This is a genomic window from Sphingosinithalassobacter sp. LHW66-3 (genome assembly GCF_050703275.1).
In the GTDB taxonomy this organism is placed as follows: domain Bacteria; phylum Pseudomonadota; class Alphaproteobacteria; order Sphingomonadales; family Sphingomonadaceae; genus Sphingomonas.
On sequence record NZ_CP193482.1, the window covers coordinates 1,082,785 to 1,107,098 of the forward strand.

Here is a 24,314-nt window from a genome sequence, read left to right on the forward strand (position 1 = left end):
CGCATCTAGGGGAACGGCACCGCCATGCGCAACATGGGGCGTGCCGGTGATGCGGCAATGGACGGCACGGATATTATTGCTGTGGCGCCGCCAAGCCCGGCTTGCTTGCGACGCAGCGACCGATCAGAGCACCGCCCAGGCGAGCGCCACCCAGACCAGCAGCGACGCGCAGACGGCAAGGCCCAGCAAGAGCGGCGCGGCCACGTGCGGCATGTCGCTGGGCTCTGCAAAATGCGCGGGCACGTCAGAAAGCTTTCGCATGGTGCCATCTCCTTCCGCCGATCGTCTCATGCAATCCTTGTAGAAGGTTTTACGACGCACGCCTTCTCCGGAGAGGTGCGTATTTCGATGCGAGGACGAGTATCGGCGGGGAATGGTGGTAGCGGAGGAGGGATCCATGACTACCAAATATCGAGTTGATATATTGTAATAATTTTATCGATACCCCCAGAAATACCCCCTTCACTACCCCCAAGATGGGACCTTGCGATGAAGCGATTCAGGGACCCGACGAACCGTTTTCAGGCTGCGTTTGAGCCATGTCATTTGGGCCTGTGCAAGCGTCAAAAATGGGCCCGAACCGATCCTCTTCCCCCAGCGCCGGACATTGGACGTGGTCAGCAATAGAGTCGCGTCTTCATTGGCGGCTCCCGTCGAAGTCGACGAAGGTCCGCTACCAGACGCTGAAGCAGAGCGGGCATAGGAGGTTGATCGCGATAGCAGCATTCTCACACTTTCCTTTGGTGGTACGCCAGTGGAGGTGGCGCGAAGGTGGGCGTTGCAGCTCTGATCTTGTCAAACAGTGCCTGTCGCTCTGGTTCCGACGTATCAGCATTAGCTTCTGGTATAATATCGCCGTTAAGCTGTGCTCTCATGCTATTCCATCTTCGCTTGAGCACTGACCAATGATGGTCGTCGTAGGAGCCAGAGACAATGACCGGGCGAACGACAATCCTGGGGGGTGAGTTCGAAACGTCCCCCGTTCCCAAATAAGCCTCCGCCTCGCGCGCCCACTTACTGTCGATGCGGTCGATTCGGCCAATTTGCTGCTCGACGTGGGCCGGGTTCCACTCGAGGTGAAGCAGCACAACCATTCGACACGACTGATGGAGATTTAGTCCTTCTCGTCCCACGAGTGATTGTGCCACCAGAACTTGCGGCCAGCTCCCTTCGCGATTGAATGCTGCCTGCAAGAGCCGCCGCGTTTGTGGTGCCGTATTGCCATACATTAAACGGGCGAAGTGCCCCTCGCGGCCCGCGAAGTCGAACAGATGCTCATCGAGACGCGCCTTCAAGTCAGCGTCAGAATCGTCCGCCTGGTCGCCACTTGTGACTTCGCTAACGAGGGAACGAAAAGCCGCCAACAAGGCTTCCTTGGTCCAAGGTTGATGTCGCTCGGAGAAGCTACGCTGGTCTTCAAGCGCAGCTAGGAGCGCTGAATTGCCATCACGTCTTCCGCCGTCTGCTAACCAGAACTCTCTGAGGTCGGCTGCTTCCGGGTCGTCGGCAAGTTCGCGGCGCATTGCTTCGAGATTCGCTCGGCGCACTGTCTCAAAACGACTTGCACGCTCGCGAAGGGTCTTATCCACCGCATCACGATCGAGCCCGCGCGTGTTCACGGCCGGGTCGCGCAGCGCCTGCTTCAGCGCAGCCTCTCGTTCACTGTCGAGTTCGCCAAGTCCAGCCTGAGGCCATCTGTTTTCGACCTTGTCTTCGGCGCAAAGGCGTCGAACCATCTCACGCGCGTCGAGCAAGAACGTTAGCGCGCGCATCGGTTTAATGAACCTGCCAAATACGAGAACCTTGTGCCCCGCGCGTACGGCGATCTCGATTTCCTCAGCAGTACGGATTACCGCTGGGTGATCGAACAGACTGATGCCCTCCTCACCAAGCAGTTCGCGGCTAAGGCGTTGCCAAGGACCAATCGGCTCGCCTGGCGAATCTACCTGCATCATCTCGTCATCGCATGCCTGCAATCGAGCCATTTCCTCAGCCTCATCCCGCAGAGAGCGACCGCTGGGCAACGACAGCCGCATCCGCCGATCTTGAGGACTCAGGCGCTCTTCGTGCAATTGGGAGAGCGCTTCGCTGGTTAGGAAAATCCGTCGCCATGCGAGGGGCATAGTCGAGATCGGCACTTCAATCGGAACAATCTCGCGATGCGAGCCACAGGCTTTTTCGAAGCGCTTGAGAAGGTCATCCTCTCGCTTGTCTCGCCGCAACACCCATGGCGCAAGTGCAGAATGTAAAATGCGAGAAGCTTCAGCATATCGGTTGACCAAATCCGAAGTAAGGGCCTCGTCAGCCTGAATGTTCTGAACCTCGCGATCGTACCGCTGGATCGCATCAGCCATTTCCGTCAGATGTTCACTTCGAACACTCAACCGAGCGAGCGTGTGTGTCCATTGATCAGGGTCGAGTTCAACCGGTGTGGCCGTCATGCCAAGGTGAAACGCAGTTTCTGACTTCCAAACCAGTGTGTCCAGCACGCGTGATAAGGAGCTCTCGGTCCCGCGGGTCTTGTGCGCTTCGTCAATGACAATGAGATCAAACTTGCCCAGAGCACGTCCCATGGCAAGGCAGATAGCCTTGCGAAGGTCGGGCGTTCGATGCGTGAGGCCTTCGCAAAGCTGCCGCTGCTCGCGAGAGGAGAGCCCGGCGAGGATACGTTCAGCGGCTGCTCGAGCAACGTTCTGATAGGCTGCTTTGGCCGGATCGCGGCGATAAGCGCGCGTCCCTGCGTGCACCTTCAAGATAGCGTCAAGTAGCGCCTGATACTCGGTCTGAGTACCCTCCGTTTGCACGAGACGGCCAAGGGTGTGCGACAGCAAGAGCAGAGGCTCCTGTGCCCAGGTCCCGGAAGGCAGCTGCAGCTGCAGGCGCCGATCCGCTAACTCTCGCTCACGCCGTTCGCGCAAAAGCTGTCGATCTGAAAGGTGTTCTGCGCGGGCATATGCCTGAATGAAGCCCCAATAGGACCGCAGCGGAGATAACGTGTGATCGGCTGTGTCAAATCGTCTCAGCTCAGCCTGCCACTGAGCTCCAAGGCCTGGCGGGATGATGATCGCGGCTCGCCCGCCGCTGCGTTGCACAGCTTTGATCAGCGCAGCAGCGATGAGAGTTTTGCCCATGCCCACTTCGTCGGCGAGTAATAGCGCCCGTTGACCACCGCGCAGTCGCTCGCAGATAGCCAGGAGCGCCGCGCGCTGACCGTCCTGCAGTCTCGTTCCATCGGCTAAGGTATCACCAAGGGCGGTCTCCTCGAGGCGATCGGCAACGTCAGTCCATTGTAGCTTCATTTAGCTCCGCCTTTGCCCGGTACGAGCGATGCGCATTGATCCAGCTCCCAGAGCTTGCGGATTCGCGCGATGACCGGGATGAGCCGGTTTCGCTGCTCTGCGGACAGGTCGGCCGGCTGGAACATGGGCTCAAGCAGCGCGGAAAGGGGGTCAATGCCGCACAGACGCAGGGCAGCGATCATTTCGCTTTCAGGTTCGGTCACCGCTTCGAGGAGCTCATCCAGCCGGTTGGCCCATCGCTCCCACTCAGCAGGAGTTCGCACGCCTTGATATTCGGTGAGCTTAACGACCAGCCTCATGGCCCACCTTAGCGGGTAGTCGGCCGCTGCCTTATCAGGACTGGGAGAGTCCTCATTACCCGCGTCGTCGCGCGCGAAGTCACCATCGCGTTCACTGGGCATTGCTTGCGGGAACATCGCGAGCTCGTGCAGGACATCGTCCAATCGTTTCGGCGCCGGGGGAGGAAGAATGAAGCCTCCGTTGGTGAGGATCGGCACCTCTGCACCCGAAGGGCCAAGCACTGCCGTTACGAGAGGTTCAGGCATCGCGAGAGGCAGGGGAAGCCATTCGCTCCCCATGCGAACGGTAACGGCGATGTCGCTCGGCGCCCCATCGGGCAGCTGTAAAGTGGCATCGCGCCACACGAGATAACTAACCGGTGGGGGAGTGATGGCAGGTGCTGGCGCCTCATAGGGATCGCCGTCTGAAAGCTCGGTGACCGCCACAGTGCTGTTCAAATCGATCGGCAATCGGCGAGACAATGCGGCCTTGTCATCCCCGTGCCACGTCAAATGTTCCTCAGGAAAGAAGAGGACACCTGCTTCCAGATTTCCGCCGTTCCGGACGCTGCGCGTGAACCCAATGCGACTAAGATTTCCCGATCCGATGTAGCACCAGGGATTTGAGCAGTTCTGGGACCCTCCCGCGCTAAAAATGAACTTAGCGTGGAGTTTAGCTCCCGGCAGGTCGCGACTGAACGGGCGCCTGAACTGCCACTCAAGCTTCTCCAATTCCGGACGCTGCGCGGCGAGCCCCTGACAGGCGTCGTGGTTCAATATGACGTCGACGCGCGGTCTAGCGGTGGCAAATCCGCGCTCCGAGAGCTGTCGAACAAACTCGGACAGCACTCCGCTATCGGCATGCTCTCCAGTTTCGAAATAGCCCGATCCCATGAGTACGCGGTTGCGCTTGTGTGGCGCTTGGGCGAGCCCCTGCAAAACTTGCTCCTGCAACGAACCCTTGCGCGAGTCTAAAAAGCGGCTGGGAGGGAGGCGTTTAGCGGGAAGGAGTTCGACAGCCCGTCGCAGTCCGTTTTCAGGAGTTCCATGGCCCCAATCGGCCTCGAGGACCGAGGTATCAAACAGCTGCCTAAGCCATACAAACATCGCCGCTGCGGCTCTGATGTCAGAGGCAGCTTGGCGATCGGGAGTAGCTTCATCCCATTCGACGATCCAGAACAGGTCGAGGCTGGTCGACATCGGATCGTAGGTCCAATTCCCGGTAGAAACGACCAGGCGCAGCCGAGAGCCATGCGGACCCACAAAATGGAGCAGGGCCACCTTTGCGTGAAGCAGGTTGAATGACCAGTCGGCACTCGAGCGCCTGAAGGGAACTGAGACACCGCGCAGGACCGGATAGTGGAAAGATGTGGGATGCAAAAAGGCGGCGAGTGACGGACGCGGCCGCCGCACGCCGGAGGTGAACCGATCGGCCATTTCCTCCAAGACTGTTGCATTCGCGGTGAAGCCGCAAACCCAGCCGAAATTGCCCTCGAACCCTTCGGGCGGCGTGAAGCAACTGAGTATGGTTGTTCGTTCCACTCAATGATCCGCCATGCTCAGCTGCAAGTCGCGCTTGAGCGCGTACAGGTTATGGATCCTGGGAAGCTCAGGAATAACCGTGGTGGTCTCCCCAAGACCTTCTTGGTCCGCCTCGTCGTCCATTCCCGTAGCGAGCTGTCCTCCGGCTGGGCCGAGGCCCACCTGCCCATTCGGCAACAGCCTGATCACGGTTCCGTCGCGCCTGGCGAGCTCAGCGATGACGACCTCCGCCGATGATCGGCAGACTCGGGCGAATTCGTGGGCTAGCTGGCCCGGGCTGGTATCGTCGCGAGCGAGCATTGTACTCGCCAGTACCGCAGTTTGCTCCAGCTTGCTGCCAGCCGCCTCCGCTGCTTGGTGCACGGTCAGCCCAGCTCGTCCGCTTGACGTAAGCTGTTCCTCGATCACTGCAATTGCGTCGAGTGCAGCCTTGCGAAGCTGGATCAGAGCCACACCGCTACGCATGTCATTCCAGTGGGCCTGCTCGATGCCTGTAGGCGGCTTAGCGCTCGTCATGTTTGCCTCGCGCAGAACCTCTTCTGGAAGATCAAGAAGGGCTCTGCGCCGATGGGCGTCACCATAATCACGCAGTTGACGTTCGAGGAGCTTGGCGGAAGCTGCCGGCAAGGCGGCGTCCGGAGCCAAGCGCCCGATTCGCGTCAGGCTCGAGCCAGTGGCCCAAGCTCTCAATTTGTTCTGTTCCGCCTTCAGGTTTTGGAGGATGCGTTCGCCTGGCGGCGCTAGGCGATACAGATTAAACCGCTGGCTCGCGCCAACAACGAGCCCCAACCGCAGCAGCGGCTCGACTGTTCCCATCCGGTAGGGCTGTGTCACATACGCCCCGCGTCCGCTCAAAGCTTTGAAGCTTGTATCAGAAACACCGGCAAGCTTGCGGTGGCCGCGCGCTCGTTTGCGCCGTTCTTTCAGCGCCTGGACCATAACTGCAGCTTCGATCGCATTGGCGCACGAGAGCGGCCGAACCTGATTGCCAATCTCCTCAGCTAACCAGACGCCGAGTAACGACCACGCGATGGGCATGCCGAAGCTCAGCCCACCAAGCCCTGGGACTGATCGGTCGTTATAGTGCCGGATTGCGACCGTCAGTCCGAGCGTCTGCAGGCGACGGTATGATGGAGCTGAGTCGGGAGCAAACGTACCCCACTGGACGCTCATCGCATCCCCCAGTCAGGCGTAGTAAGATTGCTGCGTTCGTTAGTGCCACACAACACTTGTCCTAATGTCAACTCGCCAGTCTCGGTCCAGAACACGGCAGCGGCGCGCACAGCCTTACCTCCCCTTTCATCGACGGCATCGATGTAGGCTGCCAGCTGAGGCCAGTAGCGTTCGAAGCGCAGCGCATGGTCTGAGACCGGCCCACTCTTGTGATCGACGACCAGGAAGCCGTCCGAGCCTTCAGCGATGAGATCCAGGATGATGCTCTGACTCCCACCATCTAAGAGGCGAACTTCTATCGGTTGCTCGACATGTAGTCGCGGATAGCCAAGGTCCGCGAGAGCCTTTCGCAGGGCATCTGCCTGCTGCGATAGAAATTCGACCTCGGCATCGAGCACGCGGCAATGCTCGTGAACCTTATGGCGTTGATCAGGGCGGCACAGGAGAATGCGCAGCGCCTCATGAATCGCCGTGCCCTTATCGGTCGCCTGGAGGAGATCAGGTCCAGCAAGCTTGATACCTGGAGCGATCGCGCGCGTCTCGATTTGCGGAGGAAGCGGCCGTGATGTCACGATTGCCTGCGAAGGGCTTACCACAGCTGTCATGGCGTCGATTGGGCGCCGCTCAAGTGCAAATCGCAGCTCGCGGTCGGACGCGTCGATATGAACCTTGCTCTCAGCCTCGAACGAGGCCGGCAACTCCTTGCTGCAGATCGTCATACGCGCAGGAAATTCTTCGGCGCCGACGCTGATCTGGTTACCCTGAAACCTGATGCCACAGACGTCGTGCAGAAGGCGGCGGCCGGTTATCGGCAAAGGCGGATCAACCTTCTCATCGTCCTGCGGCCATTCGATAATCAGGCGATCCCGCGCACGGGTCAGGGCCACGTAAAGCAACCGCCTCGCTGTTTCTTCGGACTCCGGATGGAGTTCATGGAGAAAGCGATCGGTCGCTTCAGGCGCGGCAAACTCGGGAGCGTAGGCGAGCGTTGCTTCCTCGATCACATGATCGAGGTCGTCGAACCCCGGAAACTTGGTGCTGAACGTCCCGGCACGAGGGTCGAGTTTGTGGTCGAGCCCGCAGACAACGACGATTGGCCATTCACGTCCCTTGGATGCGTGCCAGGTGACGATCTCGACGCCGTCGGCTTCACTGCCTGAAGGATTCGGCCGCAGATCTTCGCCTTTGAGACCGACCTTGTTCTCAAGCCATCCGAGGAAAACGTTGGCGCTCTGTCCATAGAAACCGGACGCTTCGCGCATATCTCGGTGGGCATCCATGAATGCTGCGGCTTCCGCTTCAAACCGGAGCAGGTCTGCTCTCATCTGGCCCGGTTCATCGAGCCTGTCGCACCAGCCGCGAAGCCCCGCGACTTCGATGACTTGGTGAACCAGACGATCAACCGGTGTCGCAAGCGAGTCGGGCCAAAGTTTCTGCAGCGCAATCAATTCAGGCGTGTCGATCCGCCCTTCCTGGGCAAGCGCCCTGATCGCATCCGGAAGCGCTGTCGCCCCAGGACCAAGCGTGGCCGTACAGATCGCGGCATGGCTGTCCGCAGGATCGACGGCGAACCGCAGGGCAAAGCACGCGGCTTGGACGATCTTGCTCTGCCACCAGCCACCTTCCGCTACACGAACCGGCAGGCCGAGTGATCGCAGCGCGCTGGCATAGTTCGCGCAGTGGCTATGGGTTGGGCACAGGACCGCGATGTCTCTGGGCTCCAGCGGTCGCAAATTCTTCGTATGCCTGTCGACGATCGTCACCTGATCGTCGGACAACAGGGAGAGAAGGCGATCCGCGACAAAATGCTGGGGCTTCCCGCCCGAGCGCGCGCCGCGCTTGTTAGCCAGCTCTATGACTTCAAGCGCGGTATCATGCCCGGTGGGATTTTGCGCGGTGAGCGAAGTGTAGTCATCGCCAAAAAGGCAAGGGCCGAGCGCGTTGACGAAATCCATGATCCGCGGATCGGAACGCCAGTTCCGGTTGAGCGGGCTGGTTTCGAACTGCTTCGTGAGCGCGACGGTCAGCCGTGGGTCGGCGCCTTGAAAGCCCATGATGGCCTGCTTGGTATCTCCGACGACGAGCGAGCGCTTCGCTTGCCGCGCCAGGGCCCACAGGAACGTGAACTGGATCGGGTTGGTGTCCTGGAACTCGTCGACAATGACGCAGTCTACCTCGTCCATGATCGCGGCAAGCACGCCGGGCTTGTCATCGAGGATCCGCGCGGCGTTGGTGACCATGTCGCTGAAATCGATCACGCCGAGTTCCCGCTTGCGGGTCTCATAGTCGGTCATGGCCGATTGGGCGCCTTTCACGAGTGCGCGCGCATGAGAAACCGCATCTTCGAGCGGACCCGGATGATAGACCAGTGTGTCGGCCGCCGCCATGACTGCGGCGGCCAGGTCATCGTAACCATCAGGCGTCGGACTACCGCGCTTGGACTGGCGGAGATCACGCAGCCGCTGCCAGAGCTTCCAGTCCTTCCCGCCGGTCGAGAGGAGTTGTTCGGCTTGCTTCAAGGCGCGGAAATTATCCCGAAACGCCGTCTTGGCCGCGGCACTTCCAGCGTCGTCCGCCAGCGATCGCGGAAAGGCGAGAAGCAGTGCGTCGACGGCCTTTTTCAAGCCTGCCGCCAAGGTCTCTGGCACCCCGACCGGTTGGCGATATCCTTGCCTGATCGAGGACTCGACAAAGTCGGCCATCGCCGGGTCGCTTCCCCGCGACCCAAGCGTTCGCAGGAGTGCAATCACGCCGAGCAACGTCTTGCGGAAGCTGTCTTCCGCCGTGTCGTCCGAGGTGAAGCTACCCCGGTAGCCATAGGCCCCGAGGTTACGGGAAAGCTCGCTTAGCGCCTGGTTTTCCTCGATCGAACGGCGGATGAGCAGGTCCTGCTCGTCCTCGGCGATGAGACGTTGCTGCGGCGAAGAGCCTGCCGCAAAGGCATGTTCAATCAGCAGTCGGCGTCCAAGGCCATGGATCGTAGAAACATAGGCTCGTTCAACGGCCAAAGCCGCTTGCAGATTGCCGTCAGCAATCAGTGCTCCACGTATCCTCTGACGAAGTTCCCCAGCCGCGGCCTCCGTGAAAGTGACGGCCAGTATCCGCTCTGGCCGAACTTTGCCGTCGCGTACCCACTGAGTGAGGGTTTCCTGGATGTGATGGGTCTTGCCAGCCCCTGCACCGGCTGGAACGATCGAAAGCTCAGTCATCTTCATTGTCCGTAAGCGCCACCGAGGGGTTGATCTCATCGCGCATGAAAGCGGTGATCAACGGACTGTCTTCCAGCGCATAGGTGCCGAGCGCGGCGGAGCGCTGGAAGAACTTCTCATCGGCTGTAGTGTTGGTATCGAGGCGTCCTGCCTTGAGGGCATCGAACCGCGCCGAAATGAGCGCCAGCGCATGCTCGGCAATATCGCCCGCAACAAGTTCGACCTCAACGCTATCGAACTCATCAATCCCGTTGAGCAAGACATTCCCGTCGTTGAGCGTGTGATAGGCGACTGCCGGGAGCTCCGACCACCCGCTCAATACCTCGGCAATGCGAGCAACGCCGTCGTTGCTGCGCTCGTCGAGCCTAACGCTCATGCGCCGGTAGAGATCGACCTGTAGATCCCATCCCTTCTGGAGGCGCTGGCGCCGCGTGCCGGAACTGCTCTTCTTGTAATCCACGACGACCGGCTGCCCATCGGGAAGCCGCAACAAGCAATCGGCCTTGCCGTGCACCGGATGACCGAACAGCTCTCCCGACAGCCAGAACTCATTGCCCACGATCTCGGCAGCCAGAGATTTGAGGACCAACGACCAATGCTTCGCGGACTTGGTGATTTCTGCCTCAAGCGTGTTGCGCTCAACCGCCCATGCCGATGTCTGGAGAAACGGCGCCAGTGCGCGAATGCGATCGAGCAGGATGTCGGGGACCTTGGTTTCGATCTCCTCGTTGGACGGATGCGCCTTACCCGGCACGAACAGGCGCTCGAAAACCTCGTGCGCCAGGGATCCGCGAAGCATGACGTCAAGCGCCTCGGGCTGCCAGGAAACATGTTCGGCGCCCAGCTCAGCGAGGAGCCATGCCAGGGGACTGACCAGAAGCTTTTCGAGCCGGCTCGGGCTCTGCGCTCGCGCACTGCCGTCTTCCTTCTGGCGCAGCCCCAGAAGATTGAAGTCGAAGGCATAATGAGGCGGCACCTCCGGCATCATCGCCGGTTCGATCACTGGTCGGGGCTTCCATCCCACCAGCCTGTCCCAGATCGTCCCCTCGCTATGGCTCAAAGGCACGATCAGATCCTCTGGGTCCTCAATCCCTTCCACAAGCCGCGAGATCAGCGGCAGGCTCGACGACACCGAAAGCGAGCTACCGCTGCGATCACGCTCTGACAGGATGAGGATAACCTGCTCTCTCGCTGCACCGATCTGGCGGGTGAAGAGCTCCAGCGCGGCAGTGAGTTGCTGCGCCTGCGATGGCAGCTGGATGCCGCAATCTTCGGCAATCGATGCAACTTCGCTGTCGAGGAAAAACGGATTGCCCGTGGGCGGTGATGGATAGGCGCCGTCATTGAAGCCCAGGACGAGAAGCTTGCGAAACGACCGCTTGGGTGTTTCGTGAGCCATCATCACCGAAATGCCACCGAGGAAGTAAGCTCCTCTCGCCGGTGGCGCAGCCTGGTAGGCCGCTGCCATCTGGATGGCTTTCTCCAGTTCCGCTTCTGCGGCGTCGTTGGCATTGCCAAGGGCTGCGATCAGACGCGATGCCTGTTGCTTCGCTTCAGCGACATCCTCAGCGAGTGCCTCGTTGTCGTTGAGCAGCCTCTGGAAAGATCGAATCTGTTCCTTGAGTTGCCCGTTGGTCGAAGGCGATGCCGAGCGGATCAGGGCGAAGAGAGATGCCTGCCTGCCTACAAAGTCACGAGCCTCTCTTGGCTGAAAGTCGCCACCCATAACGGCTGCCGCCAAGGCCGTTCCCACTTCTTCGGGCCAGCACAGGACTGGTGAACAGTAAAGCGATGCGAGCGCCATGGCCGGAGCTGGCCGACGTCGGCATTGAAGGAAATGCAGAAGAGCCTCACCGCCAATATTCCTCCGCTGACCAACCCCAGGAAGCGATGAGGCAACCAAGCCAGCGTGGGCGAAGGTCTCTGCCAGATAATGGCCATATTCCGCACCCTGCGGGACGATGATGCCGATGTCGCTGGCTGCGAGACTTGCATCATCAGCCAGCCATCGCTGCACGATGGCCGCCGCGGCCTCGCACTCGGTCAGGGAGTCTCGGACGGACAGTATGGCCAGGCTGTCGTCGAGCGACATGACCGGGACATCCGGATCCAGAAGATGGCGTTGTACGTGGCCTGCCAGACATGTTCCGGGTGCCCGCGCGAGCTTCCGGTCAGAAATCAGACGGACGACGTCATTATCGTCCGCGTTCAGCTGGCCATGATGGCTTTCGATGTGCTCGAGGATCGCACGTTCCAGCGGGGTCAGGTGACCACTGTCTCGATCCCAGACGACCTGGAACTGCTGCAGAGCGTCGCTTGCCTCACAAGCAAGGAACGCCTTGAGCGTCGCAAGATCGGACGGAACGAGGGCATCGCTTCCGATCCACAGATTGCGCAGGGCATCCAAATGAAGGCGGGCCCTGCCCTCGCCCGGTAGCGCATCAATCATAACCGATGTCGGTTCGAGATCACGCGTTGCCATCATGATGTGGCGGAGCATCGCCCCCACGGCGCCGGTCGTCTGCTCAGGTGCTACCGCGAAGCTTACCGCCCAAGGGACGCTGTCACCCAAGGTATCAAGGGCCTCGCGCAGCGGCTTCTCGGTGGACTGAGGCAAGGCATAAAGGCTCCCCAGAAGCTGCGCACTGAGGGGCATGCAGCTCGTAAAGGGCGCTTCGCCGATCCGAAGATGGCAGTTCTCAAACATTCAAAATTACCCCCTCAAAAGTCGCCCTACGACGCCATTCCACACCCTTGCCAGTGAATTACGACAAATCTGGTCGCAGCATTGTCTGCGCGTCAGCCAGGCGCTTTTCCATCATGTCCTTGAGTGCGTCAGGGCCTTCAATCACCAGTTCGCCGGCCCATCCAAACAAGTGATTGGCGAGCTCGAACAAGCCGCCTGATTGGAAACGAACGATCAGTTCGTCGCCATCTTCTTCAAACTGTTGATGCGGATGGAAGCGCCAAGCCCGCGCCCGATCGACCGCCGGGGCCAGCACTCTCAGAACGATCTCGTGACCTGCCTCGTGCCAGATGCCGAAGCTGCGAGCCATCCATGCATCGAGATCCCAATCCTCGGGAGGACATCCGACAATCCCGCTGTCCCGGACGTTGCTCATCCGGTCCAGGCGGAAGGTGAAAGGCGGATCGTCCCGGTCAGGCATCTTGCCTACGAGGTAGGTGATCGGTCCATGGATCAGGCCATAGGGAACAACCCTGCGCCAAGAGGGCTCGTCCGCCCAGTCGGGTTGATAATCGAAGTCGACACAATGGGATGCGAGAATAGCAGACTGGATCGTCGTCAGATCTTCGGGCGAGGCAATGACGGCAGGCCCCGCTGCGACACGCGAGCGTTGGAGGCGGGTGAGCAGGTCAAGATCATTGTCCAGCCGACGCCTCTCGGCGCTGTCAAAGGCAATCTTGATCTTGGAGAGCAATTTCTCGAGCGCTTCGGTGTTGGCGGTGCCTTCGCGGCGCCCCGCTTCCACCACGGACTGAAGCGCGGCAACCTCGGACGAACTCGGCCTCGCATAGGCTCGTCCCGGGCTGTCTTTGATCCGAAATCGCTTGATTCGACCGTCGATCGTTTCTTCGAGATCGAAATGAAGCAGAATGACGTTGCGCATACGTTCAACCGTTCGCCGGTTGACTTCAAGCAACGCTGCCATTTCGTCGAGAGTCAGACCTTCGATGCTCTGCGTAAGCGCGTGCACAAGCTTCAATGTGCGGTCGAGATTACTGAGGCGCTTGGTCATCAGTGGCCATTGCTAACTGCCTGATCGGCAAGAGCAAGTGAGTTCGACATCGATCCACACTTTTTACGACCATTTTTGTCGCATCGATGTGGTTTATGACCGGGAATGAAACCGGCACTCAGGGAGATCGCGAAGGAAATGGGACGTCGTCTGACTGCACAAACCGAATTCGGACCGCACTCAAAGGGCGAAGTAGCGCACTTTGCAAACGCTGCGGCGAGAGTACTGCGCGCATTGACTTCTCATCAGCTGAAGCGCTGCGGCGAAGACCTGATCGAACTGATCGAGCAGGAAGTGCCGGTTGATGCCTTGCGCAAGGTGGCCAATCGCGAGAGGCCATCTTCGACGGAGATGCGAACGGTCGCAAGGCAATTGGCGCTCAAGCGTCCTGAAACTACCGACCTTGACTGCATCTTTGGCTGGGTCGGAGAGCTGTTTGGTCTCGACGATACCGAAATCACGATCCTCACTATCTTTGCCCGCTGGGGAAAGCTGGAATGCTGGCGCGACCTTGTGCGCCGAGCCCCCTTCTCCTGCAGCAACCTCACTCCGACCGTGGTCGCGCGTCTCTCCGGACTGGAAAGCAACCTCGTAGAGCAGAAGTTGATGCCTGGCGCTCCGCTCTTTTCCTGTCGGCTGCTGCATGACGATCGTGATGGTGAGTATAGTCTGAGTCCGCTGCTCAAGCGCCTGATCCGCGTGAATGCCGAGACACAAGAAGAGATGCTGCGCTGGCTCATGCCCGACCCGGAAGCAGGCACATTGCTCTGGGACGATTTTGAGCACATTGATCCGCTGCGCGGCGTGGCACTCAAGGTTCTGGCCACCAAGGAGCCGGTCAGCATTCTGCTGTTTGGCGAGCCGGGCACGGGAAAAACCGAATTTGCTCGCACGCTCGCCGCGGAAGCCGGGAGCGGCGCTATCTTCGCAGGTCTTGCCGACGACTTCGGCAATGAACCCGATCGCTCCGAACGCCTTGATCATCTGATGGTGCTGCGCGCGATGTGCCGACATCGCCGGAATCGCGTCATTGTTGTCGATGAAGCGGATGACGTGCTCATGATGAGCGAACGCAAAGGCAGCTCGAAGCAGTGGATTAATCGCCTGGTCGAAAACCCGCAAGTGACTACGATCTGGATCGTCAATCAGCGTTCTCGGCTTGACCCGGCAATCTTGCGGCGGATGACCCTTGCCATTGGTTTCGACCGACCGCGCTTCTCTGTGCGCGAGCGTGTCGTAAAGAGATCGGCAGAAGCTGCATCGGTTTCGCTAAGCCCAACAGAGCTGCGCGATATTGCGAGCTTGAAAGCGCCGCCAGCAGTCGTCGCGTCAGGCTTGAAGGCGGCTCAGCTCGCCAGCGGTGGAGCCGATGTTGCGAAGACTGCCATTCACAGCGTGATGCGCATTCTCGGTCAGTCTTGCGCACCCGATAGTCCTGGAAGTTCCGTCTATGACCCGCAGTTGTCGCGAGCGGACACCGATCTTGCTCGACTTTCAGAGCAGCTGGCAAATTCGCCGGACCGTGGTTGGAGCCTGCTGCTGTCAGGTCCATCCGGGACGGGGAAGTCTGCGTTCGCAAGGCATCTCGCCGAGGTCATGGGCATCGAAATCGAAGAGCGACGGTGCTCGGACCTGATGAGCCCATTTGTCGGCGAGACCGAGCAGAACATCGCCGAGGCATTCGCAAGGGCCGCGGAACGCGGCGCCATGCTGCTCATCGATGAAGCAGACAGTTTCCTCTACAGGCGCGAAGCGGGACAGAGGAGCTGGGAAGTGAGCCAGGTTAACGAGATGCTCGTGCAACTCGAACATTTGCGGACACCGTTCGTCGCAACGACGAACCTCGCCGACAAGCTGGATGCGGCGACGCAGCGGCGCTTCACCATGCGCGCCACCTTCAGGTCGATGACGACCGACCAGGCCCGCAAGCTCTTTCAGGCACACTTTGGCCAGGTCTGGCCGGCGGAGTGGCCAGTCCATGAGGGACAAACACCGGGTGACTTTGCCGTCGTCGCGCACCGTGCTCGCTTGCTGGCAGAGCGCGAGCCGGCTGTTCTGCTGCGCTGGCTACGCGAGGAAATTGATGCGCGCGGTGATCACAGCCGGGGCATCATGGGTTTTCACGTTCCGAAAATGGATGAAGGATCCGCGCGGATGAAAGCTAAGGAACAATGGGCAGCATGAAGAACGGACGCAGAATAACTGCGACGGAGATAAACCTGAATTTGACATGGGATGCGCATGCTTAGGAGGCTGCCAGATTGCATCGCGATCAACAGACCTAACCCCAGATCTGCACCGTAACCCACGCTATGGATTCGATTGGAACGGCTCCCACCCATTCCCTAATTCGGAAGCCACCCGCTGCCGACGCGCTGCAAGCTTATCGCGCAAACGCTGGGAAATCGCATCGAGCCGGTCACGCGCTCCCTTTCCTACCGTAATCAGGTCGGCGGTCAGACGTTCAATCGCTGTCACGCGCTCGGATTTTTCCACCAGCTCAAGCAATTCGCCCGTTTCCTTAACGAGTTCAGGAACATGGCGGCGGACGAATACGGAAAAGCCGATCAAATTCAAATCACATGAGCCCTCTTTTTCGCTAACAGCCATAAATTGAGCGCAGGCCTCGCGAGCCACCGCCAGTTCTTCACATGGTGCGAGACGCATCGCTTCGTCCCACGCTTTGCTAAGAGCCTTTTCCGCAAAGGTTGATACGGGCTCGACGTACTCGTTGGGCAACGAAACTCTGGAACGTGATGAGCCCGCCTGGCTTTGCTTGGTTTTTCGTGCGGATTGCGCGGCACGCACCCGGCTTACGACGTAGAAGCACGGGGCAAGAGCGAGGCCAAAGGCCAATATACCGCATGCGACACCGCTATCGGCGTCTGACGAGGAAAAAATCCCAATAGCGATGGCGAAAGAAAACGCCATCCCAACGGTCAGCACCGCTCTTACAATGAGTTCCAGCAAAGCGATCGCGAGCCAAACGGCAAGCGCAAGTACAACTGCAAGTAAGCAAAAGCTCGCAACACTTATCATCGCACGGTATCCCTTCCATACGACATTCAATTGCTCTTACGTCAAAAGTGGTCGCACCGGCAGTGATCCAGCGAATTTTGATTGGTGTTCAGCAAACATTTCCGCAATCTAGCCCTTGAGAAGGGGGAATTGATGGATCTCGATTTGCTGGAAAGACGCCAGGCTACCCTGTCGTGGCGCGACGACCTGATCATGGCCATCTGGGGCATCGTCAATCGTGCTGGAATAGAAGCCAAGCGCGGGGTGGAAGAGCGCCTTGCCGAAGCCGGCATCGTTGAGACGCTCTGGGATCCTGCCAGTTTTACACGCGAAAGGGTCGACGTTGTAATGCGCGAGATGATCGTCAGCGAGCTTGAGAAGCTGATCGAGGGCGCTGCTGAACAGTTGCGTACGATCGACCCCGGATACAACGCGCTCGCAGATGCGCTGCTGGAAAGCCTGACCATGCTCCAAATGCCATCGCTTGAACCTGAGGTCGAAGTTCAACCCAAAGTGGATGCACCTAAGGAATCCGTCGCAACCTCCACCGGCAGACTAGCCACAATGATGGAGACCATCTCCAATCAAGATCTGGTGAAGAGTGCGAAGGAATGGGGCAGCTGGGCGCTTTCAGTGGTCGGGGAGGCAAGCGAGGCTGCGAGTCAGAAATTGCAGAGCGGCGCGGGTCTCCATGATCGTCTCCGCCGTTCCGCACAGGCACGGATCGAGACGGCGTGGATGGCTCCAGCAGGCGATCCACTCCCACTGATGGGACAACTCATTGCAGTGGTGGAAAGCGTAGGCAACGAGGCGCGGAGCATGGCCCTATGAGCGATGTCGGAGGACTGTTCATCGCATCACTCGATGCAGCAACGGGGATCAAGGCCGGGAAGCTCAGGATCGTAGGTTCCGTCGTCCGCCATGTTGCTGGCCCGCTCAAGGGCAAGATTCATTCATATCTTCAGGAGACCGGAGCCGCCGGAGCTTTACTTGAGTCTGTGTCGGGAGCTGGCAGCACATTCGCCAAAACGAGCATGACGACAGGCAACCCGATCGCCGGAGCTGCGGTCGCTAGCACACAGTTGGCAAGCTCGCTCGGCGGGAATGTCCAGAATGAGATTATCCGCCGCGGAGTGAAAAGGGTCGAAAGTAAGGTCGACGCGCTAGCAAGTGGCATGCAGACGCTGGAAAACCTCGGTGTTGCCAATTTGGCGCTCAGCGCAACGGGAATAGGTGTATCGCTGGTCGGGTTCGGGATCATGAATGCACGCCTGTCGCGGGTAGAGCAAACTCTGGCTGCGCTTACAGAAAGTACAGACCGGATACTCGCTGCGGTGGAACGCATTCGACAGGACCAGCTGGCCAGCGAATTCTCGGCATTGCGATCTCAGGTCAAGCTGTTTGAGGAAGCCTGGCTAATGTCGAACCAGGAGCGCGCTACCCAGGTCTGGCTTGACGTCGCACAGGCGACGCGGCCGCATCAGGACAGGTTTGAGGGACGCGCGCGGGAATTGCTCTTCGCCATGCCGCCCGAATTTGATCTGGCGGATCCCATTATCGATGCACTCGCACTAGCTGGAGGCCTGCGGGTTGCCTGTCTAATGGCCTGCAACGAAAGCGAGGCAGCAAGCTCGGCGGCAAGTGAGAATGCTCGCCAGATCGAGGGGTTGACCGGAACCGTAGGTAAGGCCGATCTGGTGATGGCACGAATTCCATCTTCCATCGACCGGGCTTCGCTGGAATGGGCAGGCGCCCTCGCCGCTGCTGTTGACGAAGCGGCACCTATCGCTCAGCGCTGGCGCCAGCGCGAAGCAATCGCTGCTACCCGCGCGGCGCCGCTTGCCCAACTTAAGCACGACGGCGTTACTCCGCGAGAGTGGTTGAAGGCAGCGCGAGAGGAGCAGAATGAGCCGATTCTACTCCTGAAAGCTGCGGAGTGAATTCGGCCGCAATTGCAGCGTGTAGGCTCAGTCCACCACCGGATAGTTCGGCATCGGCCATTCATGCTGCGGGTTGTCCATCATCAGATCGACGAAGATCGGTAGAAGGCAGCCAAGGAGCGACGCTCCGTCCCTCACCTGGTCGCGGTTGACATCGCTGTTCCAGGTCGCGCCGCCGTGCACCAGCTGATTTCGCAGGACGTAGAGTCGATCGAACAGGATCGACAGGATCCGCACCGTATCGTGTTCGCGCAAGGCATGATTGATGGCTATGCGACCGCGCTCGAGTTTGTGCTCCCAGTCCTCGTAACCTGAAACACCGTTCTGATGCTGCCAGAAGGGGTGGTAGACATAGCGATTGTCCAGAAGGAGGCGGATCTCCTGACTGAACCGCTGCCAGACGGCATCGTAGACACGGTGACGCGCATCGAACTTCACCAATGTCGAGAAAAACGACTGAAACAGCCCGCGCTCGCCTTCCGGTGCTGAATTGCTGGCGGAGGCTTCCACGTCGCCGGCGTAGGCAGCATTGAAACCGATCCAGAGCAGGATGAAACGAACGTCCTGGTCTTCCTCTTCTGCTTCGGCACGGCGAAGCCAGGAAAGCGCGCGATGCACGCGAAGCGTCAACGGTGTTGAAAAGCCGTCGCGAAGCGCGCGCTGCTTCTCTTTCAATGCTTCGGGATGGAGAGGATTGCCTGCCGGATATCGATAAATCATGGGCAGAGCTTAGCGCGATGATTTCTTTCGCGATAGTTTACGGAGCGCCTCGATGCGGCTTGTTCGCAATTGATCTGATCCACGCGTCGATTTCCTCCTCGACCCACACCGTGCATTTGGGCCCGAGCGAGCGGGATTTCGGAAAGCGCCCTTCGCTCATCCGCTGATAGATAGCCGAACGACGCAGACCGACACGGTCGATGACTTCAGGCAGCCGCAAAAGCCTGGCCGGCGGGGGGCCAGATGGCGTTGCATGTTCTGCGTTTGCGCCGTCCTCGGCAGGTTGGGGATGTGCATTCATGTTCGTTCCTGTCGGGTCAATTTCTCGGTCCCCTCCGAGGTGAATTGGATCAGCGCGGCAGCGCCATCGAAATGTCGCGATTGGCAAAATCATCGATGTGCCTGGCGAGCATGCGGGCGACGAGCTGCGAAGTGCCGTTCGCCCACCGGGGCCGCAAATCTTCGACGCGTCGCCCAAGCGTGCGTTCGAGCTGGCCTGGTAAGGCCGTGAAGAAGTCCTCAAGGAACTCCCCCATTTCGCTGCGCATCCATTCGCAGGCGAGATCCTCTTGACCTGCCAAGGCGAGGATCATGCTGGCGCGGGGAAACGCTCCGCACACGTCCAATACCCGCGCGGCTTCATCAAGCCCGATCGGCCGATCGCCGCGCATCACACGAAGAAGGGTCTCGCGGTGGATCCCGACTTCCCGGGCAATCTGGTGCTTGGGCTTGTCAGACGACTCGATTGCATGGGCAAGAATGTGCGCGAGGCTGGCGTTGGCTTCGCCTCGGAATGGCGCAGGCTGGTGCATCGACAAAAACTCCAACGATTAGGAACTGAGTCGTAGCCATATCGCGCGTGATCCATGTAGGAAAATGAAAAGAACATTTAAGGAACATCTCGTTTATAGGCGAATCATCCCCTAGACCCGAGTCGCCGACAATCACCGCCATGCGCGTCGGGATTCGTCGACGTTTATTACCAGATAAACCGCTGTTTCCGCGTATTATCACCGACACCATCCATTCGATGCGTCCATATCCGTCCGCCGCATCAGCTCGACAGACGTTCCGACTTTCCTACATCGATTTCCTAGATGCATGTGGAACACACAGCGAACGAAAGAACGCTGGGTTCACCCCTCCAGATGGAGCTCCATATGCAGTCTCTCACCCTTTCCCGGCGTTGCGGCGCCATTGATCAGCACTCTTCGAAGTTCGGGCGCGTCCTGACCTTCACGGTACCGCTTGCAATCGCAGCCCTCGCCGCCAGCGCGGCCTACGCGGGCGCCGACACGACCTTCACCCCTGCCCTCACGAAATTCACCGATTTCCTCGAAGGCTCGGGCGGCAAGATCATCACCGTCCTCAGCCTCGCAGGCGGCCTCATCGGTCTTGCTTCGGGCCGGTTCTCGCTCGGACAGGTCGCTGTTCCGGTCGGTGTCGGCATCGGCGTCGGCACGGGTGTTCCGATCGTCACCTCGGTCGTCACCGCGGTCATCTGACGCATCGGACGGGAAGGCGCGTCGCCATGGCAGACCCATATATCATTCCGCGTCGGCTCGACGATCCGGAGCTCATCGGCTTCTGGACCATCGACGAGTTCGCCGGGATGCTCATCCCCTTCACCTGGGGGATCCTCAGCCAGCATATCTTTATCGGCATCATCGTTGCCTTCGGCGCCTGGTTCGCGCTGCGAAAGGCAAAAGCAGGACGCGCCAGCTCCTGGGTAGCCCATGCCGCCTATTGGTATTTGCCGGCCGGATTGCTGGGCCTGAAATCGACGCCGCCTTCCCACTGCCGCCTGCTTGCCGGTTGAGGGGAGATATCCATGTTTGCCGACATTTCACACGAGCGTCAGCAGTCGCTGCTGCGCCAGCGCAACCTCTTCGCGCTCACCAGCGCCGGGCTTGGCATTGCGCTCGTCGTCGCCGTCAGCCTTGCTGCCACCCGCGACCGCGAAGTCGTGCTCCTGCCGACGCTCCCCAAGCAGCTCATCGTCAGCAGCGCGGGGGTCGAGGCCGACTATCTCGAACTCGTGACCCGCGATGCCGCGCTCGTCTTGCTCAATCGCAGCCCCGAGGGCCTCGACTACTGGATGGACGAAATTCTGAAGCTCGCCGATCCGGCAAGCTACGGTCGCCTCAAGGCCGATCTCGTCCGGATCGTCGAGGAACAGCGTGGCTCGGACGTCACCCAGGCCTTCGTTATCCGGTCGATGACCGTCGATCCCAAGGGGCTGACCTCCGATGTGACCGGCACGCTCAAGACCTTTGTCGGCGCCCAGGTCATCGCGAGCGACGAACGCCGTTTCCGCTTCAACTGGACCTACCGGGGCCTGCGTCTCGCGCTGTCAGGCTTCAGCCAGTTGCCACCCAAAGACCTAACCAAGGAGGCCCAGTGATGGCTTACCGACGCAAGACGCGCGCGTGGAGCCTGGCTCTTTGCGCCAGCACCATTCTCGCATTTTCCGGGAGCGGCGCTCAGGCCGCCGACCAGTTCAAACAGGCTGCTGACGGAGCGAGCATCGAATGCGCCGTTTCGGCCCGCGAACTGACGCGCTTTTCGCTCGTCGACGACCAGTTTGCCAGCGTTTCGAAGATTTCGACCGGCACGCCCTACAACGATTTTGCGGTCACCAACGAGCCGCTGCGCGGCGACATCTATGTGTCGGTGCCCGAGACCTTTGCGGCCCGGTCGATCAGCTTCTTCGCCACGACCAAGAAGGGCTTCGTCTACAAGGTCTCCTGCCTGGTCGAGCCTGTCCCGGCAGTCCAGGTCTTCATCACCAACCCGGCGATCGCGACCAACAAGGCGGCAGGCTGGGAAAGCGAAACGCCGCTGGAGACGAGCGCAGTACGCCTCATCCAGGCCATGGCCAATGACCGCACGGTCGAAGGTTTTGAAGTCCGGCAATCCTCGGCACTTCCGACACGGGTCGGCGATCTCGAGATTCAGCTCATCGCCGATTACCGCGGCAGCGCGCTCGCCGGAAAGGTCATCCGCCTGGCGAACCGTGGCCGCAAACCGCTGACGCTTGCCGAAGCGGATCTCGCGTCGTCCGGGACCCTTGCCATCTCAATCGCCCAGCCAACTCTCCAATCGGGAGAGAGCACGGTCGCCTTCATCGTCGGCACGAACGGGGAGATCGGTCAATGAGCGACACAGCCGCCCCCTCTACCCCGGTTCAAGCCGATCCCGCATCGCCTTCGCCAGTCACCAGCCTAAACGCCAAGACCGCGCGGCGGCAGAAGCTCCTGCTTGGCTCCTTGGGCGCGCTCGCGCTTGTCGGCGGCAGCTGGTTCATCCTGGGAGGCGACGACGGCGCGAAGAGCGACGATCCCACCGCCGCCCAGACCATCGACACGGCCGGGCTCATCAATCGTGACCTTTCGCAGCGCGAATTCGTCGCGACCTACGGCAATCGTCTCGATGCCGTGACCCGCGAGCAGAAGGCGATGAAGGACGCGAGCCTCCCGCGCGAGGAAATCGAAGCCCAGCTCGCCGCCCTCAAGGCCGAGAACCAAGCCATGCGCGTTGACGGCCAGGCCGCGATCGATGCGATCTCCGCCGAGAACGCGGATCTGAAGACGCGCCTTGCCAGCCAGAGCACCTCGGCTCCCCCGAGCGTGCCGCCGCCGGCCTATGGCCCGCAAGCGGGCGGCTATGACGCGCGCGGCCGGACGGCCCCGTCAACGCTCGGCGGTGCGTCGGCGGGGGCCGGTGAAGCTGCAATGCCCGGGCCAGGCGAAGTGAGGCTCATGAGCTTCACGTCGGACAAAGCCGGGGCAAACGGACCAAGGTTTGCGCGTCCCGAAACCCCGCCGGTCGTGATCGAGGATTCACCGGATTATCTGCCGCCCAATTCCTATGCCTCGGCGCGCGTCATCGTTGGCGTCGATGCATCGGCCGGTGTCGCGAGCCAGACCGATCCGCTTCCGGTTGTCCTGCGCATCACGGGGCCAGCGCGTTCGGTCATGCAGAACGGCAAGGTACTGACCACCCGCATCCAGGGCTGCATCGTCAATGGCGCGGCGCGCGGCGATCTCTCTTCGGAGAAAGTCTATGTGAAGCTGGCCCGGATGACCTGCGATCAGCCCGGCGGGCGCGTCGCGGTGAGCGAGGTCAAAGGCTTCATCAGCTTTGCCGGAAAATCCGGGGTGCGTGGGCGTGTCGTCAGCCGCGAGGGCAGCCTTGTGAGCCAGGCCCTGCTTGCCGGGATCGTGGGCGGTTTCGGGCGCGGCTTTTCGGCGAACGCCAACAGCGTCTTTTCCGGTGTCACGACCAATGCCGACGGCACCCGCTCGAAGCTTTCGGCCGGCGACATTCTCGGCGGCGGGCTCGGCCAGGGCGCTGCGGACGCGGCCGATACGGTCAGCAAATATCTGATCGAGCGCGCCGAACAATACCAACCCGTCGTCGAGATGCCGACCGGCATCGATGTCGAAATCGTCTTTCTCGACGGCGTCTATGTGAGGAACTCCCAATGACCCCCGCCGCAAACAACCCAACCCCGAGCAAACTGCGGCGCTGGCTGCGACCGGTGGCGTCCGCCGCCGCCGTCATCGCACTGTCCGCCGCGACGGGCTGGGGCGTGGCCAGCCTCGCTTCCCCGGCCCAGGAGCCTGATACGGCCAAGGTGCGCGCCGCGCTCAAGCTCCGTCTGCCGAAGACGCCGATCGACGCCATCACCTGCAATGGCCTTGGCGGCCTGTGCGAAGTCGCCTCGAAATCGACGCTGTTCTATGTCGATCGCGCGGCCAAATATCTGGTGATCGGGCGCATCTACGACATGGAGGCGCGGCAAGACCTGACGGCAGCCCGTCTCCTCGCACTCAACCCGGACTTGCTGGCTGCTGGTGCTGCACGGCGGAGCAATGCCAACGAAGAAAGCCAGCCTGCCCCGCGCGCCACCCCGCAGAAGGTATCGCTCGCTGGCCTGCCCGCAAACGGCGCGATCACCTGGGGACCAGCCAACGGCCCCAAGGTCGTCGTCTTCTCCGATTTCCACTGCGGCTACTGCAAGAAGCTCGAAGCCGAACTGAAGGCGATCGGCGCCCGTGTCGAGGAGCGGCCCATTTCAATCTTCGGGGCCGACAGTCGCCGCGATGCCGAACGGGTGCTGTGCTCGCCGCGCCCCGAGGTGTCCCTGCATATGGCCTATTCGGGTCTCGCGCTCGCCAATCCGAAACCCTGCGACACGAGCGGGCTCGATGCCAACGAAGCCTTTGCCAAGCGCCAAGGCTTCAACGGAACGCCGGTCATCGTGCGCCCATCCGACGGCGCGATCCTCGAAGGCTATCGCCCCGCTTCGGTGCTCCGCGAATTCCTCACGCCCGCCAAAGCGGCCGCGCCCGCTCCGGCCAAGAAAGGATAA

20 protein-coding genes are annotated in these 24,314 nt (G+C 60.5%); 9 read left to right on the forward strand and 11 right to left on the reverse strand.

Annotated elements, in window-relative coordinates; all coding sequences use genetic code 11:
- Positions 1 to 123 precede the first annotated feature (123 nt).
- The 7 genes from ACQ450_RS05025 to ACQ450_RS05055 form a co-directional block, all read right to left on the reverse strand.
- Positions 124 to 261, reverse strand: a complete 138-nt coding sequence (locus tag ACQ450_RS05025; protein ID WP_188055627.1) for a hypothetical protein — start codon at positions 259 to 261, stop codon at positions 124 to 126.
- A 467-nt stretch (positions 262 to 728) separates the two neighbouring features.
- Positions 729 to 3,299, reverse strand: a complete 2,571-nt coding sequence (locus ACQ450_RS05030; protein WP_431470751.1) for a DEAD/DEAH box helicase family protein — start codon at positions 3,297 to 3,299, stop codon at positions 729 to 731.
- Positions 3,296 to 5,119 carry a hypothetical protein gene (locus ACQ450_RS05035; RefSeq protein ID WP_431470752.1) on the reverse strand — a complete coding sequence of 608 codons (1,824 nt, stop codon included), beginning with the start codon at positions 5,117 to 5,119 and terminating at the stop codon, positions 3,296 to 3,298. Before ACQ450_RS05035 ends, ACQ450_RS05030 begins: the two co-directional genes overlap by 4 nt.
- Complete coding sequence (locus ACQ450_RS05040; protein WP_431470753.1) at positions 5,120 to 6,157, reverse strand: hypothetical protein; 1,038 nt, start codon at positions 6,155 to 6,157, stop codon at positions 5,120 to 5,122. It lies immediately after the preceding gene.
- Positions 6,158 to 6,288: 131 nt separating this feature from the next.
- Positions 6,289 to 9,501, reverse strand: a complete 3,213-nt coding sequence (locus tag ACQ450_RS05045; RefSeq protein WP_431470754.1) for a UvrD-helicase domain-containing protein — start codon at positions 9,499 to 9,501, stop codon at positions 6,289 to 6,291.
- Entirely contained in the window at positions 9,494 to 12,208 is a 2,715-nt protein-coding gene (locus ACQ450_RS05050) for a PD-(D/E)XK nuclease family protein (RefSeq protein WP_431470755.1), read from the reverse strand. Before ACQ450_RS05050 ends, ACQ450_RS05045 begins: the two co-directional genes overlap by 8 nt.
- 58 nt (positions 12,209 to 12,266) lie before the next feature.
- Positions 12,267 to 13,259: a helix-turn-helix transcriptional regulator gene (locus ACQ450_RS05055; RefSeq protein WP_431470756.1), complete on the reverse strand. Its 993-nt coding sequence runs from the start codon at positions 13,257 to 13,259 to the stop codon at positions 12,267 to 12,269.
- A gap of 105 nt (positions 13,260 to 13,364) precedes the next feature.
- Between ACQ450_RS05055 and ACQ450_RS05060 the strand changes: the two genes are divergently transcribed.
- Entirely contained in the window at positions 13,365 to 15,443 is a 2,079-nt protein-coding gene (locus ACQ450_RS05060; RefSeq protein WP_431470757.1) for an AAA family ATPase, read from the forward strand.
- Between the two features lie 126 nt (positions 15,444 to 15,569).
- Here ACQ450_RS05060 and ACQ450_RS05065 read toward each other — a convergent pair whose 3' ends face one another.
- Positions 15,570 to 16,298 (reverse strand): hypothetical protein, encoded by a 729-nt coding sequence (locus ACQ450_RS05065; protein ID WP_431470758.1) that lies wholly within the window; start codon positions 16,296 to 16,298, stop codon positions 15,570 to 15,572.
- An 84-nt stretch (positions 16,299 to 16,382) separates the two neighbouring features.
- Here ACQ450_RS05065 and ACQ450_RS05070 point away from each other — a divergent pair, with 84 nt between their 5' ends.
- Together ACQ450_RS05070 and ACQ450_RS05075 are read left to right on the forward strand one after the other, a co-directional pair.
- Positions 16,383 to 17,108 carry a hypothetical protein gene (locus ACQ450_RS05070; protein WP_431470759.1) on the forward strand — a complete coding sequence of 242 codons (726 nt, stop codon included), beginning with the start codon at positions 16,383 to 16,385 and terminating at the stop codon, positions 17,106 to 17,108.
- Complete coding sequence (locus ACQ450_RS05075; RefSeq protein ID WP_431470760.1) at positions 17,105 to 18,217, forward strand: hypothetical protein; 1,113 nt, start codon at positions 17,105 to 17,107, stop codon at positions 18,215 to 18,217. Before ACQ450_RS05070 ends, ACQ450_RS05075 begins: the two co-directional genes overlap by 4 nt.
- A gap of 27 nt (positions 18,218 to 18,244) precedes the next feature.
- On the opposite strand, the gene ACQ450_RS05080 is transcribed toward ACQ450_RS05075, so the two are convergent.
- The 3 genes from ACQ450_RS05080 to ACQ450_RS05090 are packed head-to-tail and all read right to left on the reverse strand — an operon-like array spanning position 18,245 to position 19,749.
- A complete protein-coding gene (locus ACQ450_RS05080; protein ID WP_431470761.1) occupies positions 18,245 to 18,937 on the reverse strand; it encodes a hypothetical protein in 693 nt (230 codons plus the stop codon).
- Positions 18,938 to 18,974: 37 nt separating this feature from the next.
- A complete protein-coding gene (locus tag ACQ450_RS05085) occupies positions 18,975 to 19,238 on the reverse strand; it encodes an AlpA family transcriptional regulator (RefSeq protein ID WP_205440799.1) in 264 nt (87 codons plus the stop codon).
- A 49-nt stretch (positions 19,239 to 19,287) separates the two neighbouring features.
- Positions 19,288 to 19,749, reverse strand: coding sequence for a transcriptional regulator (locus ACQ450_RS05090; protein WP_431470762.1), 462 nt, complete (start codon positions 19,747 to 19,749; stop codon positions 19,288 to 19,290).
- Between the two features lie 348 nt (positions 19,750 to 20,097).
- On the opposite strand from ACQ450_RS05090, the gene ACQ450_RS05095 reads away from it, so the two are divergent.
- From ACQ450_RS05095 to ACQ450_RS05120, 6 genes are read left to right on the forward strand one after another with little or no spacing between them, the layout of a single operon-like run.
- Positions 20,098 to 20,442 carry a TrbC/VirB2 family protein gene (locus ACQ450_RS05095; RefSeq protein WP_431470763.1) on the forward strand — a complete coding sequence of 115 codons (345 nt, stop codon included), beginning with the start codon at positions 20,098 to 20,100 and terminating at the stop codon, positions 20,440 to 20,442.
- A gap of 26 nt (positions 20,443 to 20,468) precedes the next feature.
- Positions 20,469 to 20,756, forward strand: coding sequence for a type IV conjugative transfer system protein TraL (traL, locus tag ACQ450_RS05100; protein ID WP_007013892.1), 288 nt, complete (start codon positions 20,469 to 20,471; stop codon positions 20,754 to 20,756).
- A 12-nt stretch (positions 20,757 to 20,768) separates the two neighbouring features.
- Positions 20,769 to 21,341 (forward strand): type IV conjugative transfer system protein TraE, encoded by a 573-nt coding sequence (locus tag ACQ450_RS05105; RefSeq protein WP_431470764.1) that lies wholly within the window; start codon positions 20,769 to 20,771, stop codon positions 21,339 to 21,341.
- On the forward strand, positions 21,341 to 22,096 hold the full coding sequence (locus ACQ450_RS05110) for a type-F conjugative transfer system secretin TraK (RefSeq protein ID WP_431470765.1): 756 nt from the start codon (positions 21,341 to 21,343) through the stop codon (positions 22,094 to 22,096). The genes ACQ450_RS05105 and ACQ450_RS05110 overlap by 1 nt, the downstream gene beginning before the upstream one ends.
- Positions 22,093 to 23,427 (forward strand): TrbI/VirB10 family protein, encoded by a 1,335-nt coding sequence (locus ACQ450_RS05115; RefSeq protein ID WP_431470766.1) that lies wholly within the window; start codon positions 22,093 to 22,095, stop codon positions 23,425 to 23,427. The genes ACQ450_RS05110 and ACQ450_RS05115 overlap by 4 nt, the downstream gene beginning before the upstream one ends.
- Positions 23,424 to 24,314: a DsbC family protein gene (locus tag ACQ450_RS05120; RefSeq protein ID WP_431470767.1), complete on the forward strand. Its 891-nt coding sequence runs from the start codon at positions 23,424 to 23,426 to the stop codon at positions 24,312 to 24,314. The genes ACQ450_RS05115 and ACQ450_RS05120 overlap by 4 nt, the downstream gene beginning before the upstream one ends.

Excerpts from the sequence above, each read along its gene's own strand:
- ACQ450_RS05025 (WP_188055627.1), bottom strand. The coding sequence starts at position 261 with ATGCGAAAGCTTTCTGACGTGCCCGCGCATTTTGCAGAGCCCAGCGAC.
- ACQ450_RS05030 (WP_431470751.1), bottom strand. The coding sequence starts at position 3,299 with ATGAAGCTACAATGGACTGACGTTGCCGATCGCCTCGAGGAGACCGCC.
- ACQ450_RS05040 (WP_431470753.1), bottom strand. The coding sequence starts at position 6,157 with ATGCCCATCGCGTGGTCGTTACTCGGCGTCTGGTTAGCTGAGGAGATT.
- ACQ450_RS05045 (WP_431470754.1), bottom strand. The coding sequence starts at position 9,501 with ATGACTGAGCTTTCGATCGTTCCAGCCGGTGCAGGGGCTGGCAAGACC.
- ACQ450_RS05050 (WP_431470755.1), bottom strand. The coding sequence starts at position 12,208 with ATGTTTGAGAACTGCCATCTTCGGATCGGCGAAGCGCCCTTTACGAGC.
- ACQ450_RS05055 (WP_431470756.1), bottom strand. The coding sequence starts at position 13,259 with ATGACCAAGCGCCTCAGTAATCTCGACCGCACATTGAAGCTTGTGCAC.
- ACQ450_RS05060 (WP_431470757.1), top strand. The coding sequence starts at position 13,365 with ATGAAACCGGCACTCAGGGAGATCGCGAAGGAAATGGGACGTCGTCTG.
- ACQ450_RS05065 (WP_431470758.1), bottom strand. The coding sequence starts at position 16,298 with ATGATAAGTGTTGCGAGCTTTTGCTTACTTGCAGTTGTACTTGCGCTT.
- ACQ450_RS05075 (WP_431470760.1), top strand. The coding sequence starts at position 17,105 with ATGAGCGATGTCGGAGGACTGTTCATCGCATCACTCGATGCAGCAACG.
- ACQ450_RS05080 (WP_431470761.1), bottom strand. The coding sequence starts at position 18,937 with ATGATTTATCGATATCCGGCAGGCAATCCTCTCCATCCCGAAGCATTG.
- ACQ450_RS05085 (WP_205440799.1), bottom strand. The coding sequence starts at position 19,238 with ATGAATGCACATCCCCAACCTGCCGAGGACGGCGCAAACGCAGAACAT.
- ACQ450_RS05090 (WP_431470762.1), bottom strand. The coding sequence starts at position 19,749 with ATGCACCAGCCTGCGCCATTCCGAGGCGAAGCCAACGCCAGCCTCGCG.
- ACQ450_RS05095 (WP_431470763.1), top strand. The coding sequence starts at position 20,098 with ATGCAGTCTCTCACCCTTTCCCGGCGTTGCGGCGCCATTGATCAGCAC.
- traL (WP_007013892.1), top strand. The coding sequence starts at position 20,469 with ATGGCAGACCCATATATCATTCCGCGTCGGCTCGACGATCCGGAGCTC.
- ACQ450_RS05105 (WP_431470764.1), top strand. The coding sequence starts at position 20,769 with ATGTTTGCCGACATTTCACACGAGCGTCAGCAGTCGCTGCTGCGCCAG.
- ACQ450_RS05110 (WP_431470765.1), top strand. The coding sequence starts at position 21,341 with ATGGCTTACCGACGCAAGACGCGCGCGTGGAGCCTGGCTCTTTGCGCC.
- ACQ450_RS05115 (WP_431470766.1), top strand. The coding sequence starts at position 22,093 with ATGAGCGACACAGCCGCCCCCTCTACCCCGGTTCAAGCCGATCCCGCA.
- ACQ450_RS05120 (WP_431470767.1), top strand. The coding sequence starts at position 23,424 with ATGACCCCCGCCGCAAACAACCCAACCCCGAGCAAACTGCGGCGCTGG.